Annotated in this window: 12 protein-coding genes; 3 read left to right on the top strand and 9 right to left on the bottom strand. The window is 58.7% G+C overall.

Features of this window, described 5'->3' with window-relative positions:
- Positions 1-47 precede the first annotated feature (47 nt).
- On the top strand, positions 48-3,506 hold the full coding sequence (gene mfd, locus DHN60_RS13135; protein WP_108837760.1) for a transcription-repair coupling factor: 3,459 nt from the start codon (positions 48-50) through the stop codon (positions 3,504-3,506).
- Between the two features lie 13 nt (positions 3,507-3,519).
- On the opposite strand, the gene hflX is transcribed toward mfd, so the two are convergent.
- The 4 genes from hflX to trkA form a co-directional block, all read right to left on the bottom strand.
- Positions 3,520-4,794 (bottom strand): GTPase HflX, encoded by a 1,275-nt coding sequence (hflX, locus tag DHN60_RS13130; RefSeq protein ID WP_108837759.1) that lies wholly within the window; start codon positions 4,792-4,794, stop codon positions 3,520-3,522.
- Complete coding sequence (gene hfq / locus DHN60_RS13125) at positions 4,791-5,030, bottom strand: RNA chaperone Hfq (protein WP_007119530.1); 240 nt, start codon at positions 5,028-5,030, stop codon at positions 4,791-4,793. Before hfq ends, hflX begins: the two co-directional genes overlap by 4 nt.
- Positions 5,031-5,159: 129 nt before the next feature.
- Positions 5,160-6,707, bottom strand: a complete 1,548-nt coding sequence (locus tag DHN60_RS13120; RefSeq protein WP_108837758.1) for a TrkH family potassium uptake protein — start codon at positions 6,705-6,707, stop codon at positions 5,160-5,162.
- Positions 6,707-8,083: a Trk system potassium transporter TrkA gene (gene trkA, locus DHN60_RS13115; protein ID WP_108837757.1), complete on the bottom strand. Its 1,377-nt coding sequence runs from the start codon at positions 8,081-8,083 to the stop codon at positions 6,707-6,709. The genes DHN60_RS13120 and trkA overlap by 1 nt, the downstream gene beginning before the upstream one ends.
- A gap of 149 nt (positions 8,084-8,232) precedes the next feature.
- On the opposite strand from trkA, the gene DHN60_RS13110 reads away from it, so the two are divergent.
- Positions 8,233-8,694, top strand: coding sequence for a hypothetical protein (locus DHN60_RS13110; RefSeq protein WP_108837756.1), 462 nt, complete (start codon positions 8,233-8,235; stop codon positions 8,692-8,694).
- Between the two features lie 3 nt (positions 8,695-8,697).
- The gene (locus DHN60_RS13105; RefSeq protein WP_108837755.1) at positions 8,698-9,705 is read left to right on the top strand and encodes an ester cyclase; all 1,008 of its coding nucleotides are present in this window, start codon (positions 8,698-8,700) and stop codon (positions 9,703-9,705) included.
- 49 nt (positions 9,706-9,754) lie between these two features.
- Here DHN60_RS13105 and DHN60_RS13100 read toward each other — a convergent pair whose 3' ends face one another.
- The 5 genes from DHN60_RS13100 to dusB all read right to left on the bottom strand — a co-directional run bounded on the left by DHN60_RS13100 (position 9,755) and on the right by dusB (position 16,947).
- Positions 9,755-11,173 carry a sigma-54 dependent transcriptional regulator gene (locus DHN60_RS13100; protein WP_108837754.1) on the bottom strand — a complete coding sequence of 473 codons (1,419 nt, stop codon included), beginning with the start codon at positions 11,171-11,173 and terminating at the stop codon, positions 9,755-9,757.
- Positions 11,170-13,410 (bottom strand): ATP-binding protein, encoded by a 2,241-nt coding sequence (locus DHN60_RS13095; protein WP_368773171.1) that lies wholly within the window; start codon positions 13,408-13,410, stop codon positions 11,170-11,172. Before DHN60_RS13095 ends, DHN60_RS13100 begins: the two co-directional genes overlap by 4 nt.
- Positions 13,411-13,510: 100 nt before the next feature.
- The gene (locus tag DHN60_RS13090; RefSeq protein ID WP_108837753.1) at positions 13,511-14,872 is read right to left on the bottom strand and encodes a response regulator; all 1,362 of its coding nucleotides are present in this window, start codon (positions 14,870-14,872) and stop codon (positions 13,511-13,513) included.
- Between the two features lie 3 nt (positions 14,873-14,875).
- Positions 14,876-15,964 carry a nitrogen regulation protein NR(II) gene (locus DHN60_RS13085; protein ID WP_108837752.1) on the bottom strand — a complete coding sequence of 363 codons (1,089 nt, stop codon included), beginning with the start codon at positions 15,962-15,964 and terminating at the stop codon, positions 14,876-14,878.
- Positions 15,961-16,947 (bottom strand): tRNA dihydrouridine synthase DusB, encoded by a 987-nt coding sequence (gene dusB, locus DHN60_RS13080; RefSeq protein ID WP_108837751.1) that lies wholly within the window; start codon positions 16,945-16,947, stop codon positions 15,961-15,963. Before dusB ends, DHN60_RS13085 begins: the two co-directional genes overlap by 4 nt.
- Positions 16,948-17,008: the final 61 nt, after the last annotated feature.

The following is a 17,008-nucleotide window of genomic DNA, read 5'->3' as shown; positions in this document are numbered from 1 at the left end:
GCGATTGCCCCAATTGAAGGCGCTCGCTTTCATTACCGCCCGAGCCCATGAGCCAGCCAGACCACATCACCGTTTCCGGCGCCCCAGAGGGCTTTGACGCCAAGCTGATCTTGGACGAAGTCGCAGCGCGTGGCCCGGTTGTGCACGTTGCGCGCGACGACAAGCGGCTGGCGGCCATGCAGGGGGCGTTGCGCTTCTTTGCGCCAGATATGCCTGTGTTGGTCTTTCCTGGGTGGGATTGCCTGCCATATGATCGCGTGTCGCCCAATGCCGACATCTCAGCCCAGCGGATGGCTACGCTGGCGGCACTGACACACGGGATGCCAGACAAGTTTGTGCTGTTGACAACCATCAACGCCGCCAGCCAACGGGTGCCAGCGCGCAACCTGCTGCGCGAGGCGGCGTTTTCTGCCCGTGTGGGTGGTCGCGTGGATGAGGCGGCGTTGCGCAATTTCCTTGTGCGCATGGGGTTTGTGCAAAGCCCAACAGTGATGGAGCCCGGCGACTATGCGGTGCGCGGCGGCATTATCGACATCTATCCGCCCGGCGATCTGGGGCCAGTGCGGCTGGACCTGTTTGGCGACGTATTGGACGGCGCACGCCGTTTTGATCCCGCAACCCAACGCACCACGGAAAAGCTGGATGTGGTTGAGCTGGCTCCTGTGTCCGAGGTGATTTTGGATGAGGCCGCAGTCACGCGGTTCCGCCAGTCCTACCGGCTTGAGTTTGGGGCCGCGGGCACCGACGACCCGCTTTATGAGGCGATCAGCGCAGGGCGCAAGCATCAAGGCGCTGAACACTGGCTGGCCTTCTTTCATGACAGGCTTGAGACGCTGTTTGATTACATCCCTGATGCAAGCATTTCGCTCGATGATCAGGTAACCCCAACCCGGCTGGCCCGTTGGGATAGCATTGCGGACCAGTACGAAACACGGCGTTTGGCGATGGCGCATCGCTCCAAGATGGACTCGGTCTATAAACCGGCACCGCCCGAAGGGCTGTATCTGGACGATTCTGCATGGGAAACGGCAGTGGCCGCCAAGCGGGTCTTGCAATTCAGCGCACTGCCACAGGCAACCGGACTGGGTGTCACGGATGCAGGTGGGCGGATCGGGCGAAATTTTTCTCCAGAGCGCCAACAGGAATCCTTGAGCCTTTTTGGCGCTTTGGCAGATCATATTAAAGCGAAAATGGACGCTGGTCCGGTCGTTGTCGCCAGTTATTCGGATGGCGCGCGCGAACGCCTGACGGGCCTCATTGAGGATGAGGGGCTGGCTGAGGTCATCCCGATCACAGACGCCACGCGCATTGGCAAGCGTGGGCTGCATCTGGTTGTCTGGGCCTTGGAACACGGGTTTGAAGCGCCCGGCATCACAGTGATCTCTGAACAGGACGTGCTGGGCGACCGCCTGATCCGTGCACCAAAACGCAAACGGCGCGCCGAGAACTTCCTGACCGAAACACAATCATTAAGCCCGGGCGATCTGGTCGTGCATGTCGATCACGGCATTGGGCGCTATCAGGGCATGGAAGTCGTCACCGCGGCAGGCGCTGCCCACGAATGCCTGCTTTTGGAATATGCAGAGAGTTCAAAGCTGTACCTGCCAGTCGAAAACATCGAATTACTTTCCAAGTACGGACATGAAGAAGGATTGCTGGACCGCTTGGGCGGAGGCGCATGGCAGTCCAAAAAGGCCAAACTCAAGGAACGCATCCGCGAGATGGCGGACAAGCTGATCCGCATCGCCGCAGAGCGTGCCTTGCGCAAGGCACCGGTGCTCGAACCCCCGCCCGGCATGTGGGACGCATTTTCGGCCCGCTTTCCCTACGATGAAACCGACGACCAATTGACGGCCATCGGCAATGTGATCGACGATCTGACCAGCGGTGCTCCGATGGATCGCCTGATCTGCGGTGATGTTGGTTTCGGCAAGACCGAAGTGGCGATGCGTGCGGCCTTTGTCGCCGCCATGTCCGGTGTACAGGTGGCCGTGATCGCACCGACGACACTGTTGGCGCGGCAGCACTACAAAAGCTTTGCCGAACGTTTTCGCGGCTTCCCGATAAATGTGCGCCAACTCAGCCGGTTTGTATCTGCCAAGGATGCCGCCGATGCACGCGATGCCATGGCCAAAGGTACCGCAGATATCGTTGTGGGGACGCATGCGCTTTTGGCCAAGGGGGTAAAGTTTATGAACCTCGGCCTGCTTGTCATTGATGAGGAACAGAAATTCGGCGTCACACATAAGGAACGGCTGAAACAAATGCGCTCCGATGTGCATGTGCTGACGCTGACCGCGACGCCCATCCCGCGCACGCTGCAACTCTCGCTGACGGGCGTGCGCGATCTGTCGATCATCGGCACTCCGCCTGTAGACCGCCTTGCCATCCGCACCTACGTCTCTGAATTCGACACAGTCACCATCCGCGAAGCGCTGCTGCGCGAACACTATCGCGGCGGGCAGTCGTTTTACGTGGTCCCGCGCATCTCTGACCTGCCCGAGATCGAGGCATTCCTAAAGGAACAATTACCCGAACTCACCTACGTCATCGCCCATGGTCAGATGGCCGCCGGAGAGTTGGATGATCGTATGAACGCCTTTTATGACGGCAAGTATGACGTGTTGTTGGCCACAACAATTGTGGAATCCGGCCTCGACATCCCCACTGCCAATACGATGATTGTGCACCGGGCCGATATGTTTGGCCTTGCGCAGCTATATCAAATCCGTGGGCGTGTGGGACGCTCCAAAACCCGTGCTTACGCCTATTTGACAACCAAACCGCGCGCGAAACTGACCGCGACGGCAGAAAAACGGCTGCGGGTTCTCGGCTCTCTCGACACACTTGGGGCCGGGTTCACGCTGGCCTCCCAAGACCTCGACATTCGCGGTGCAGGCAACCTGCTGGGCGAGGAACAATCGGGCCAGATGCGCGACGTTGGTTTCGAGTTGTACCAATCCATGCTGGAAGAGGCGATCGCCAAGATCAAGTCCGGGCAGATGGAGGGCCTCAGCGAAGAAGACGGCCAATGGGCGCCACAGATTAACCTTGGCGTGCCTGTTCTGATCCCCGAGGCATACGTGCCCGACCTTGACGTGCGGCTCGGATTGTATCGCCGTCTCAGTGGGTTGAGCACCAAAGTTGAACTGGAAGGTTTTGCCGCAGAACTGATCGACCGATTTGGCGAATTACCCAAAGAGGTTAACACGCTGATGCTGGTCGTGCGCATCAAGGCGATGTGCAAACGGGCCGGGATTGCCAAACTGGATGGCGGACCAAAGGGCGCGACTGTGCAGTTCCACAATGACAAGTTTGCCTCGCCCGAAGGCCTTGTGACCTTCATTCAGGATCAACGTGGGCTTGCCAAGGTCAAGGACAACAAGATCGTTGTACGTCGTGATTGGGCGCGTGACAGCGACAAGATCAAAGGCGCTTTTGCAATCGCCCGTGATCTGGCGGAAAAAGTGATTGAGGCAAAGAAGAAAAAGAAAGCGCAGGCGTGATTACGAGGGCAATTTACAGCCCCTCAAACCGGGCCTTTTGCATGGCACTCCAGCGCACATCGAATTCGAACCCGTCTTCGTTCTGACGTTCTTCTTCGACCACATCCTGTTCAAATAGCCAGGCCCGTTTGCGCCCCTCCGCATAAGGCAAATGCAGCGTCTCTGTCGTAACAGCCGCCTGTAATACTTCTGCCACATGATCCAGCAGCGGTGCGATCCCCTCGCCCGTCAGTGCAGAAATGGCAAACACGTTTTCCTCACGCACGGCGCGCGCGCGCGCTGCATCGGCCAGATCGTCTGGCAGTGCATCCAGCTTGTTCCATACTTCGATCTGCGTGCGCTCTTCATCCACGCCCAAATCGTTAAGGATGGCGGCCACGTCCTCGGCCTGCGCCTCTGTTTCGGGATGCGAGATATCACGGACGTGTACGATGATGTCCGCCGCCAATACTTCCTCAAGCGTGGCGCGAAAGGAGGCGACGAGTTCGGTGGGCAGGTCAGAAATAAACCCAACTGTGTCTGACAGGATAACCTCGGGGCCCGAGTCAAGTTCGACCCGGCGCATCGTTGGGTCCAGCGTGGCAAAGAGCATATCCTTGGCCATCACCTGCGCACCCGTCAGGCGGTTGAACAGCGTGGATTTGCCGGCGTTGGTGTAACCCACAAGGGCAACAATTGGGTACGGCACCTTGGCCCGTGCGGCGCGGTGCAGGCTGCGTGTTTTAACAACCTTGTCCAACTGCCGGCGCAAACGCACCAGTTGTGTATCAATCGCGCGCCGGTCCGCCTCAATCTGCGTCTCACCGGGACCACCGACAAAACCCAGACCGCCACGCTGGCGTTCAAGGTGCGTCCACGCCCGGACCAACCGCGTGCGCTGATAGCTGAGTGCTGCCATCTCGACCTGCAACACGCCTTCGCGTGTAGCAGCCCGGTCCGAGAAGATTTCAAGGATCAGTCCAGTGCGGTCGAGCAATTTGACCTTCCACGCTTTCTCAAGATTGCGCTGCTGGACCGGCGTGACGGCACCGTCCACCAGAACCAGTTCAATCTCGTTGTCCTTCAAATGGGCGGCGATCTCATCGATCTTGCCACTGCCAAACAACAGACCCGCACGAGGACGCGGCAACCGCGCAATTTCGGACCCGACCACATCCAGTTCAGGCAAGGCATGGGCCAGCGAAACGGCCTCTGCCAGCGCAAGAGAAGCCTCGCGCCGGTCAGGATCGGATTTGATTTCAGGATGGATCACCCACGCGCGGGTGACGTCAGGCGCGGTTTCGCTCAAGAGGCGTCTTCGCCCTCATACAAGCTGATCGGCTGGCTTGGCATGATGGTCGAAATCGCGTGTTTGTAGACAAGCTGGCTTTGACCGTCACGGCGCAACAACACGCAAAAGTTGTCAAACCAGGTGATAACGCCTTGCAATTTCACGCCATTAATCAGGAAAATCGTCACGGGCACCTTGGTCTTGCGCACGTGATTCAGGAATGCATCCTGCAAATTCTGTCTGTCCGAAGCCATTTCGGGTTCGCCCTTTTTTCTTGCTTGGTCTGCGGATCAGACCGCCCCTCAAGATCGGAGTATGTCTTGGGGTCACAGAAGATTCCACCCCAAAAAACAGTCCGTTACGGACCTGTTGCACAGGCCCGCCTAACCACGCCACAAATCAGGTGTCAAAAGGGCGATGATGGCCAACATCTCAAGACGTCCCAACACCATGGCTGCGACAAAAACGCCCTTGGCCGTCCCGCTGAGTTCCGCCAGTGAAATCGGTGCTCCAGCGGCCACGTCCAGTAACGGCCCGGTTGTAGAAAGGCCCGCGACCACAATCACGAGACTGGTGTCAAACGCAACGCCCGTGGCCGTCAGCGCGATGGTCAGAAACGCAAGGCTGAGCGCGAATAACATAAAGAAGATCCAGGCGATAAACGCCCCACCCTTTTGCAAGCGCCGCCCCATAGGATTGCCGCCGCTGACAGAAGACGGGTGCACCAACCGCTCCATTTCGCGCAGTCCATTGAGGTAGAGCGCGAAGACCCGCAGCAACTTGACCCCGCCGGCCGTTGTGGCGACCCCGCCCCCAATGACAGCCAGGCCCATGAACAACAATCCCGGCGTGCCAAGACCTGACCATGCCTGCGCCTCACCCCAGTTGGCCGAGATGAAGCCTGTCGTGGTGAGAAAGGACAAAACCGTAAACGCACTGCCCCAAAACGCCCGGGCCCCACCCTGAATGTCGTCTTCTGCGTTCACGTCGAACGCGCCCATATAGTGGCGAAAAAACAAAACCAACGGGACAATGATAACCAGCGCAATACCGATCCGAAATTCGGGATCGCTGCGCAAACCGCCTGTGTCGGACGTCACCGTGTCGGTCGAAAAGGTCAGCCGCGACAAGGCGAACAGCATAAACAGCATCATCACCGCCTCGCCCGTAACGCCCGAGCTTGCCCCCGTGAGTCCCCCAACAGGCGAAATACCAGAGGTCGCCATGACCGACATCGCGTGACACAACGCCACCAACCCCGTATCCCCCCCAACCGCCAGCAAGATCCATAACAACACCGTCAAACCAAAATAGATTGGGATCAGAACAGTGCTGACTTTGGTAATGCGCACCCGCACTTCGGGCGCGGCCATGGTCGTGTCACGGGTCTGCATGCGCCCCGGTTCGGCCCTTGCCGTGACCTCGAACCCACCAAGGTTCAGGGGGGCGAGAATGGCCGAGGCCGCAATCCACATCAACAAACCACCCATCCACGCAACCTGCGCGCGCCACAGATGCAACGTGCCATTGAGCCGCTCGGGGTCATCAAACATCGTGGCCCCGGTCGTTGTGATCGCACTGACCATTTCGACATAGGCATTCAGAAAAGTGGTTGTACCCAACCCTTCGTAAAATGGGACAGCAAGTAAAAAGGGCAGGAAGACAAAGGCACAGAGTAACGACATGAGTGGCCCAAGGGCCCCATGGCGTGGATCGCGGCCCGCATGGGCCAGTCCGATCATGGCAAAGGCGCTGACGCCAAGTATGGCTGTGTAGAGAAAGGCACGCGCCGCCTCTAGGTCACGTGCCACGCCACCGTAGACCGCAGGCAACATCATCGACGCCGAGAACACGCCAACCAGCAGCAAAAACAGCGGCAAACGCAGAATGTTGGCCCCGATACGCGATGGCTGTCGTGCAGGCAGTTGCATCAGAAAAAGTCGATAGAGACCTGCATCAGGCGCTCCACCTCGGGCACATCCTTGGCCAGCGCAAACAGCGCAATCACATCGCCCTCATCTATGCGCGTCCTGCCGACCGGGCGGATGACCTTGTCTCCCTTGCGGATCGAGCCGACAAGCACGCCTTCGGGAAAGTCTATTTCGTTTATCTTTTGACCGGCCATCGGAGAGGTGGACAGCACCTCGGCTTCGATCACTTCTGCATCGGCATCCCCAATGGAATAAACCGAGCGTACCCGTCCATGACGGATGTGGCGCAAGATCGAACTGACGGTCGTGGCGCGCGGATTGATGTAGGCATCAATTCCCAATGGCCCCATCATCGGCACCAATGTGGGATCGTTGATCAATGCAATCGCATAGGGGCAGCCTTCTGCCTTGGCGCGCACAGCCGCCAGCATGTTGGTTTTGTCGTCATCCGTCACGGCCAGCATCGCATCAGCCCGCGCAACACCTGCCTCAGACAGCAACGCCACATCCAAACCATCGCCATGCAACACGATTGTGCGCTCCAGCGCTTCGGCGGCCAGTTCTGCACATTTGCGGTTGCGTTCGATCATCTTTGTACGCACGCGGGTGGTGCGTTTTTCGAGTGCGCGCGCAACGGCAAGCCCCACGTTACCGCCGCCCACGACCACAAGGCGCTCTTGCTTGGTCATTGTCTTGCCAAACACTTCCATCGTGCGCGGCACGTCATCCACATGGGAAAAGATGTACGTCTCATCCCCCGGCAACAGATGATCCCCAGCCTCGGGTGCAAAAAGCGTGCCTTCTCGGCGCACGCCCACCACAACCACGCGCAACGTGGAAAACAGGTCCGTCAATTGGCGCAAGGGCGTGTTCACCACCGGACAGTCCTGGTCCAGTGAAATACCCAGCAATTGGGCCTGCCCGTCGATAAACATCTCCGTGTCAAAGGCGGCAGGCGCGCTGAGGCGCTGCAAGGCGGCGGCCGCCACTTCTCGTTCGGGACTGATCACCACGTCGATCGGCATGTGATCGCGCCGGAACAGATCGGAATAAATCGCGGTCAGATAAGCCTGAGAGCGCAGGCGCGCAATCTTGCGGTTGATGCCAAAAACCGAATGCGCCACCTGACAGGTGACCATGTTGACCTCGTCCGAATGGGTGGCCGCAATGATCATATCGGCATCCCGCGCCCCGGCCCTGTCCAATACATCGGGGTAACTGGCAAAGCCCGCAATCCCCTGCACATCCAGCGTATCCGTGGCACGGCGCACAAGGTCCGGATCACTGTCGACCACGGTGACATCGTTGCGCTCCCCCGACAGATGGCGCGCAATTTGCCAGCCGACCTGACCTGCCCCGCAGATAATGACCTTCATATGTATCCCCGGTGTTTGGACCCGCCTGAGGCCCCTATTCATCCCGTTTGCATGACAGAGCGGGCGTTTCCGGTCAACGGTTGCAAACGTGTGCAAAAATCAGCAAATCATGATTGTAAACGCGCAAGTGTTGGGCCAGAGTCGCTGACATGCGTGCTCCGTTCGTTGCCATCGCCCTTGTATGTTTGTCCGGCTGTCTGCCGGTTTCGACCTACTATGCAGAAGGCGTGACAGCCGTCCAATTTGCGCGCGACGACACCAATTGCGACGTGCAGGCCCTGCGCGATGCACCCGTGGCCAACCAGACGCGCCAGTCTGCCCCCCGATACATTCCACGCCGCGCCTGCGACTCGAGAGGCAATTGCTACAATCGGGGCGGATACTGGGTGCCGGGAGAAATCTATACCGTCGACGTGAACGCGAGTTTGCGGGCCCGCGTCAAAGGGATTTGCATGAGTGATCTTGGCTATTCCCCGGTGGAGTTGCCCGCCTGCCCGCGCGGCGTGGCCGAAGCCTCGCCTCCTGGCCCCTCGCCCGTTTTGCCTCGCCTGAATTCCAACAGCTGCGCTATTAAGACAGATGGTGGGCTCCGGATCGTGACCCAAGGATAACCAATGACCGACTTTTCAAGTGCAAAGGCCTGCGTGCAGGCCCACCACGCCGCAATGGCAGCAGCAACGTCAGAAACGGTTGCCAGCGCATTAGGCCAACACTTGGCGCCAGAGGTGATCTGGCGCGGCATGCATCCGTTCCATGTTCAGACCGGACCCGGTGCAGTCGCAAAAGAGTTCTGGGCCCCTTTCCTGCGGGCCATGTCACGGGTTCAGCGCCGTGAGGATGTGTTTTTTGCCGGGGACAACCATTTGGAAACTGGCGGCAGATGGGTCGCTTCCATGGGTCATTTCATGGCGCTTTTTGACGCGCCGTTTCTGGGCATTCAACCGACAGGCAAGATCGTCATGGTCCGATATGCCGAGTTTTCGCGCGTTGAGAATGACCAGATCATCGAACAGGCTCTGTTCATCGACCTGCTGCACCTGATGGCACAAGTGGGTCAGTATCCGCTGCCTGACATGACTGGGGCACAACTGGTCCAGCCTGGGCCGATGACTCACGACGGGCTGCTCCGTGATGCACAGGACGCAAATGAGAGCGCCAAGACTCTCGCCCTGATCGAACGCATGATTGGTGCGATCGACAACGCCAACAAGGCAGAAAACCCGCCAACCCCGCAGGAAGAACTGGCCCAAGACTGGCTGGACGACATGATCTGGTGGGGTCCGACCGGAATCGGGGCGACCTACACCGTCGACCGATATATACAGCAGCACCAGCAGCCGTTCCGCACCCAACTGGGCGCGCGCAAGTTCAACGGGCACATCTGCCGCATGGCCGAAGGAAGCTATGGCGGCTTTTTCGGATGGGCGAACCTGACAATGGAATGCACAGGGCCTTACCTGGGACTTCCACCATCAGGGAAATGGGCGGACATGCGGGTGGTCGATATTTACCGGCGTGATGGCGACAAACTGGCTGAAAACTGGGTCTTCATCGACATGCTGCATTTCCTGAACATGCAGGGGCTAGACGTGCTGGCACAGCTTTCGGTACGCGCTCGCTAGATAGCGCTTAATGCCACAAAAACGGTCCGGAAACCGTGTCGGTATCCGGTCAGCTGGCTTCGGCGTCCTGCTCTTCTTCATCCAAATGCGCCACACGCGCGCCCGCCTTCGACGACGTAACCACGCCCAGCGACTTTAGCTTGCGGTGCAGGGCAGATCGCTCCATCCCGACAAAGTTCGCAGTCCGGCTGATATTGCCACCAAAGCGGTTGATCTGGGTCAGAAGGTACTCGCGCTCAAACGCCTCACGCGCCTCACGCAAAGGCAAGGTGGCCAGCGCCCCCGATAGAACCACTCGCCCCTCTTCGCTGGTCGGCTCTTCTGATCCTGGCAATTCGCGGGCCTCAATCGGACCTGTGCCGTCCCCAAGGATCAGCACCCGTTCGACCATATTCTTCAACTGACGCACATTGCCGGGCCACACCATGGTCTGCAAAAGGGCCGACGCATCTTCGCTCAAATCACGCTTTGGCAGGCCTTGGGTGCTGTTGCATTCTTCGATAAAGTGGGTCGCCAGCAACGGGATATCCTCGCGCCGTTCTTCAAGGCTTGGAACGGAAATCGGCACGACATTGAGCCGGTGGTACAGTTCCTCGCGGAAAGTGCCCGCCGCAATCTCTTGTTCCAGATCGCGGTTGGTGGACGAGATCACGCGCAGATCGACGCGCACCTTGTCATTGCCGCCGACGCGTTGGAATTGTTGATCGACGAGGACACGCAAGATCTTGGATTGGGTGCCGATGGGCATGTCTGCCACTTCGTCAAAATAGATCACGCCACCATGGGCCTGTTCGAGCAGCCCTTTTTCCAGACCCCTATCCGTTGATTCACGGCCAAACAACATGTCTTCCATGTTTTCTGGTTCGACTCCGGCACAGTTTACCGTGACAAAAGGAGACTGCGCGCGGCCCGATTTGGCATGGATGTAGCGGGCGGCCAGTTCCTTGCCTGCCCCAGCAGGGCCCGACAGCATCACGCGGCCATTGGACTTGGTCACTTTATCCAGTTGCGAAATCAAGCCACGAAAGCTGGCAGACGCGCCGACCATCGTGGACTGTGCGGTCTCGGGACGACGCAGGCTGGAGTTTTCACGCCGCAAGCGGGCAGTTTCCATTGCGCGCCGGATCACGACCAGCAACTGATCAATATTAAAGGGTTTTTCGATGAAGTCGTATGCGCCCTGCTTTATCGCGGCGACGGCAATCTCGATGTTGCCGTGGCCCGAAATTATGACAACGGGCACATCCGGATTGTCACGTTTCACGGCCTTCAGGATGTCGATCCCGTCCATCTGGCTGTCCTTCAACCAGATGTCTAGGATCATCAGCGCCGGGGGTTCAGAGTTGACCTCGGCCATCGCATCATCCGAATTCCCGGCAAGCCGCGTTGCATACCCTTCATCCTTCAGAATATCCGAAATCAACTCTCGAATGTCGCGTTCATCATCGACGATCAGAATATCGCTCATACCACCTGCTCCTCCTCAAATTGTGCGGGGACATCGTTGGGCAGTGTCACCACCGCCATGGCCCCGGAATGGGTTTGGCCTTCAAAAACGGCCGCATCATCGAGGGTCAGTGTGCCCCCGTGTTCTTCAATGATCTTCTTGACGATGGGCAGGCCAAGGCCCGTGCCCTCGTCTCGGGTCGTCACGTAAGGTTCGAAAAGGCGCGCGCGATCCACAGGCAATCCGATACCATTGTCCGAAATCTTTATTTCCGTGCCCAACGCTCCGAGAGACATCGCAACTTCGATCTGGCGGGAATGACCTTCGGGCGCTTTGCCCTTTTCATACAAAGTATCAATCGCTTCGCCCGCGTTCTTAATCAGGTTGGTCAGCGCCTGAGACAACATCGTCGCATCGACCTCGGACAGGATCGGCTCTGTCGGGAGGTCGGCCGTAATCTTGACTTCGGGTTGCCCAGACTGCTGCAGCACGACCGCGTCGCGCACAATTGACACCAGATCATGGGTCTTGCGGTCCGGTTCCGGCATACGCGCGAATTTGGAAAACTCATCCACAATCCGGCGCAGATCCCCGGTTTGGCGGACAATCACATCTGTCATCTGTTCCAGACTATCGCTGTCCTCGCCCAGTTTGTGGGCAAATTTGCGTTTGATCCGCTCCGCGCTCAGCTGGATCGGGGTCAGCGGGTTCTTGATCTCGTGCGCGATACGGCGGGCCACGTCGCCCCAGGCGGCCATGCGTTGCGCACTCAGCAGATCCGTCACATCATCAAAAGCGACCACGTACCCTTCAAGCCGTCCGTCGTCTCTCCGCCTCTTGGCGATCCGGACCAACAGGTTCTCGAGACGTCCGCCGCGTGTCACTTTGACCTCGTCCTGCACCACCTCCTGTTTGCTGGCGCGCACCAGCGCGAACAAGGCTGCAAACTCCGGCACCGCGACGGACAGCGGCTCAGATTCGCGGTCATCCCGCCATCCCAGCAAACGCGAACCGGATCGGTTCACAAAGGTCACACGCCCCTTGGCATCCAAACCAACAACCCCCGACGTGACAGACCCAAGCACGGAGTCAAACAACCGTTCGCGCCGCTCAATCTGCTGGGTGTTGTCCAACAGCGTTTTACGCTGACCTTTGAGTTGTTTGGTCATCTGGTTAAAGTACCGGCTTAGCATCGCGATTTCGTCATCGCCCGTCTCTTCGCGCACCTGAACATCCAGATCACCCGCGCCAACCCGCTGCGCCGCGCCCGTCAGTCGGCCCACCGGGCCTGAAAGGCGTTCAGCAAACCAAAGGCCTAGCCAGATCGCCGCCAGAATAAGGATAACAGCAAAGCCGAGATACAAAATACCGTATTGAAACAGAACCTTACCCCGCTCGCTCTCTAACTGTTGGTACAGCCGCACGGTTTCCTGCGTTTCATCCAAAAGCGACAGGATTTCCCCATCCACCTGCCGACTGACGTAGAGCAAACGGTCCACATAGCTTGCCAGTGGCACCAGCGCGCGGAATTCGTTGTTGGGCCAGTCCTGAATCACAATGCCGCCCGCAGCGATGGCTGCGCTGATTTCATCGGCAGAAGGACGTTCAAAATCGAAAAGATAGGAGCGATTGCCACGTGCGCGCATATCGCCTGTGCCATCGATCATGTAAGCTTCGCGCAGGCCACGCTGTACTTGCACCTGCCCCTCGCTCAGCACCTCTCTATCGCCAACCGTCTGTTGGCCCCGTACTGTGTCTATGTAACGCGCCAGAGCCCGTGCATCCGTGATCAGATCTTCGCGTTGTTCGGTCTCATACGCCTGTGCCGCCGCCAGTGACGCACTGACCACGCGGCTGACGCGATCAGAGAACCACCCCTCAAGTCCGATGTTCACCGTCAGGCCCGCGAAAACAGCCACGGTCACAGTAGGGATAAGAGCCATAACGGCAAACACACCCGTGAGCCGCAAGTGGAGCCGTGATCCGGCAGATTTCGCCCGCCGCGCCGCGATGAGTCGGGCGATTTGAGACAACACGAGGGCCGCAACGACCAACACGTAAACAAGATCGGCCAGCAGAACGAGGCGCAGCGCAAGTGCGCTCGACCCTTGATCGAGCGGTCCAAGAACAAGATACGTAACCAACGCCAGCACGGGCCCAAGCACGACAAGCCCAAGCGTCGCTGCATTGCGATAGCGTTTGCGGCGATAAAGACGGATTACCGTCAGCCACAAACTGGTGCGTGTCCCGGATGCCACTTGGCATGACCTCGATGATGTGGCGCCAAAGGCACCTAACCGCTAAATCCAGTGATCTTCTGAGCATGAGTGCTCAGATGCCACTGGTTGTGTGGCAGTATTACATCAATTTACGGCGACGTGTCACCTCAATATCGAGGTCCGTGATCTTCTTGCGCAGCGTATTTCGGTTAATTCCTAGCAGATCGGCGCATTTAGCCTGATTTCCACCGGTCGCATCCAGCGCAATTTCGATCAACGGAATCTCCACTTCGCGCAAGATTCGCTGATAAAGGCCGGGGGGCGGCAACATGTTGCCGTGCAGATCGAAGTAGCGCTTGAGGTGGCGGGCTACGGACGCGCCAAGCTTTTCGGTATCGCCGGCACTGCGGATCGGCTCCAGTTCTGGCTGGCTGCCAAGTACCTGCTCCACCTCGGGTGCGGAGATCTCGACTGCGCGGCTGGTCAGACCCAATCGGCGCACAGCGTTTTCCAGTTGGCGCACATTTCCGGGCCAGCTGTAGGTGCGGAAAATTTCGGCCGCCGCTTCGGACAGGACGCGCGGGGCCTGACCAGACTTTTCACCGCGAGCAAGAAAATGGTCGGCCAGCAAAGGGATGTCATCGACCCGCTCACGCAAGGCAGGCACGTTCAGCGTCGCCCCTGAAAGACGATAATAAAGGTCTTTGCGCACGCGCCCCGCCTCCATGGCCGCAGTCAGATCAGACTGGCTGGTGGCCAAAAAGCGTGGGACGTATTCGCCGGGCGTGTCCATCATCCGCACGATGCGGGCCTGTAGTTCTTCGGGAATATCGCCAATTTCATCAATCAGCAGCGTGCCACCTTTGACCCGTGCCAACACCCGCGCTGGCCCCTCGAGGTCCTGCAAATCAGCGGCATTTGCCGTAATGAACGGCAGCGACCGGCGGTCGGAAAAGTCATGTATTGCGCGCGCAATCAACGACTTACCCGTCCCGCTTTCACCCCAGATCAATACCGGAAGATCGGTGTTCATCACCCGTGCCACAACACGATAAAGCGACTGCATGATCGCCGTGCGCCCCACTAGTGGTAACTCATCCGGACGCTCATCCTCGGACGCGCGGGCCGGGCCTTGCGCCTTCATCTCCAACGCCTTGGCGGTGCGTTTCATAAGATCGGGCAAATCGAACGGTTTGGGCAGATAGTCGTAGGCCTCTGCCTCCGCCGCCTGAATCGCCGTCATGATGGTGTTCTGCGCTGAAATCACGATCACTGGCAAACCGGGGCGGTCCAGACTGATCTTGGGCAGCATTTCGAGGCCATTGCCGTCGGGCATCATGACATCGGAAATCACGACATCGCCTTTGCCCTCACCCACCCAACGCATCAACGTCGTCAAAGAAGACGTCGCATGCACTTTACACCCGGCACGCGTCAGCGCTTGGGTCAGAACAGTGCGGATTGTGCGATCATCGTCGGCGACTAGTACGGTGCCATCCATGAGTCAGTCCTTTTTTTCAGCAGCAGGTGTGTCAGATTTAGGCGCGCGTGGCAGCGACAGGCGAAACACGGTTTGACCCGGCACAGAGGTGACCGAAATCCAGCCCCCGTGATCCGAAATGATCTTTGAAACCAGCGCGAGGCCAAGGCCCGTGCCGTTTTCCTTGCCCGAGACAAACGGATCAAAAATGTCCGCCGCTATGCTTTCCGGAAGACCGGGGCCGTTGTCGATGATCTCGATCTGCAAGGGCAGCGATTGCCCGCTCCCATCCGCACGACGCAGGCGGAAGGAGTGTTCAAAATAGCTGTGGAGACGGATCTTTCCGCCTTTTTGGGCTGCTGCCTCAGACGCGTTCTTGAGCAGGTTCAGAACCACTTGAAGCAGTTGATCCGGATCGCCAAAAGCAAGCGGCAATGACGGGTCGTAATCTTCAATGATCGACACATGTGCACCAAAACCCAACAAGGCAGAGCGGCGTGCGCGATCCAACACATCGTGGATATTGACGGGGCGCAGGTCAGGCGGCGACAGGTTGCCAAATTGCTCTACCTGTTCCAGCAGCTTCACGATGCGGCGGGATTCTTCGACAATAAGGTCTGTAAGTTCAAGATCTTCGGCACCCAAGTTCATGCTGAGAAGTTGGGCCGCACCTGTGATCCCAGCGAGCGGGTTTTTGATTTCGTGTGCCAACATCTCGGCCATGCCGATGGCAGATTTGGCCGCAGATTTCACCGAATGGCTTTGCGTCATGCGCCCTGCCAACTCTCGCGGAGATATCATCAGCACCATATGGTCCAATGCCCCAACCAAAGGCGCGATCTGCAAGGCGCATTGCAATGGTGCGCGTTGGCCAGAGCCCACGTCGACGTCATTTACAAACAGCGGCGTGCCATTCTTGCGTGCCCGGGCAAGGCTTTCCTCAAGGGGGGCATCAACGGCAAGCTGGTCCCAAAGGGGCGCGCCCCGCATCGTTTTGGCCGAGACGTTAAAGAACCCTTCGGCGGCCGAATTGATGTCCACAATGTCGTCGTTTGGCCCGATCACGATAGTGGGCACCGGCAAAGAGGCCCAGAGGTCTCCAACAGTGGTCATGCCGCCACCTGCCCGGCATCCGCCATCAACGCGTCCGGTAACAGCGCCATGACATCTATGGTTGATTTCGCGGTCAAAACAGCCCGTCGCGCCTCTGGACCTGTTTTGGCCGTGTCCATGAACCAGCCCAGATGTTTGCGCGCGACACGCAGCCCCAAAACTTCGCCGTAAAAGGCCAGCACCGTTTCATAATGTCCGATCACAAGGTCAACAAATGCGCGCCCCTTTGGCACCTTAGGTGCCGGCGTGCCATAAAGCGCATGGGCCACTTCAGCGAGCAGCCAGGGACGCCCTTGCGCACCGCGCCCGATCATGACGCCGTCGCACCCTGACTGGCGCAACGCGGTCGCAGCACTGTCCGCATCCACGATATCTCCGTTCGCGATCACTGGGATGCTGACAGCCTCTTTGACCGAGCGAATAGCAGCCCAATCGGCGCATCCCTTGTAAAACTGGCACCGCGTGCGTCCGTGGATCACGATCTGTTTGATTCCTGCCGACTCGGCCCTCGCTGCAATCTCAGGCGCATTCATCATCCCATCGTCCCACCCAAGCCGCGTCTTTAATGTCACTGGAATATCGACCGAGCGCACAACAGCCTCGATCAGCGTCAATGCATGGTCCGGATCGCGCATCAACGCAGAGCCAGAATAGCCTTGGGTTACTTTCTTGGCGGGGCACCCCATGTTGATGTCGATGACGTGCGCACCCTGCCCGGCCACCATCTTGGCGGCCTCCGCCATCGGCGCTGCCTCGCGCCCGGCAAGCTGCACCGCCGTACTGCCCACACCGATCCCAAGCTCTGCTTTTTCGCGACTGCCGGGGCGTGCGTTCAGCATGTCGTGACTGGCCACCATTTCAGACACAACCATCCCTGCCCCGAACCCTGCCACGAGGGCACGAAACGGAAGGTCAGTGATCCCGGCCATCGGGGCCAGCATCACGGGGGGTGTCATATCGAGGGGGCCAAGGGCCGTGGACATTGCCTAATCCTTGTGCGGTTACCTTGAGCTATAGCAGCACAAGCCCTTTCTCAATGCGGCC

Origin of the sequence: Tateyamaria sp. Alg231-49 (genome assembly GCF_900143535.1) — a bacterium.
Taxonomy (GTDB): domain Bacteria; phylum Pseudomonadota; class Alphaproteobacteria; order Rhodobacterales; family Rhodobacteraceae; genus Tateyamaria.
The sequence above is the reverse complement of the archived record's forward strand: the minus strand, read 5'-3'. Positions and strand labels throughout refer to the sequence as shown.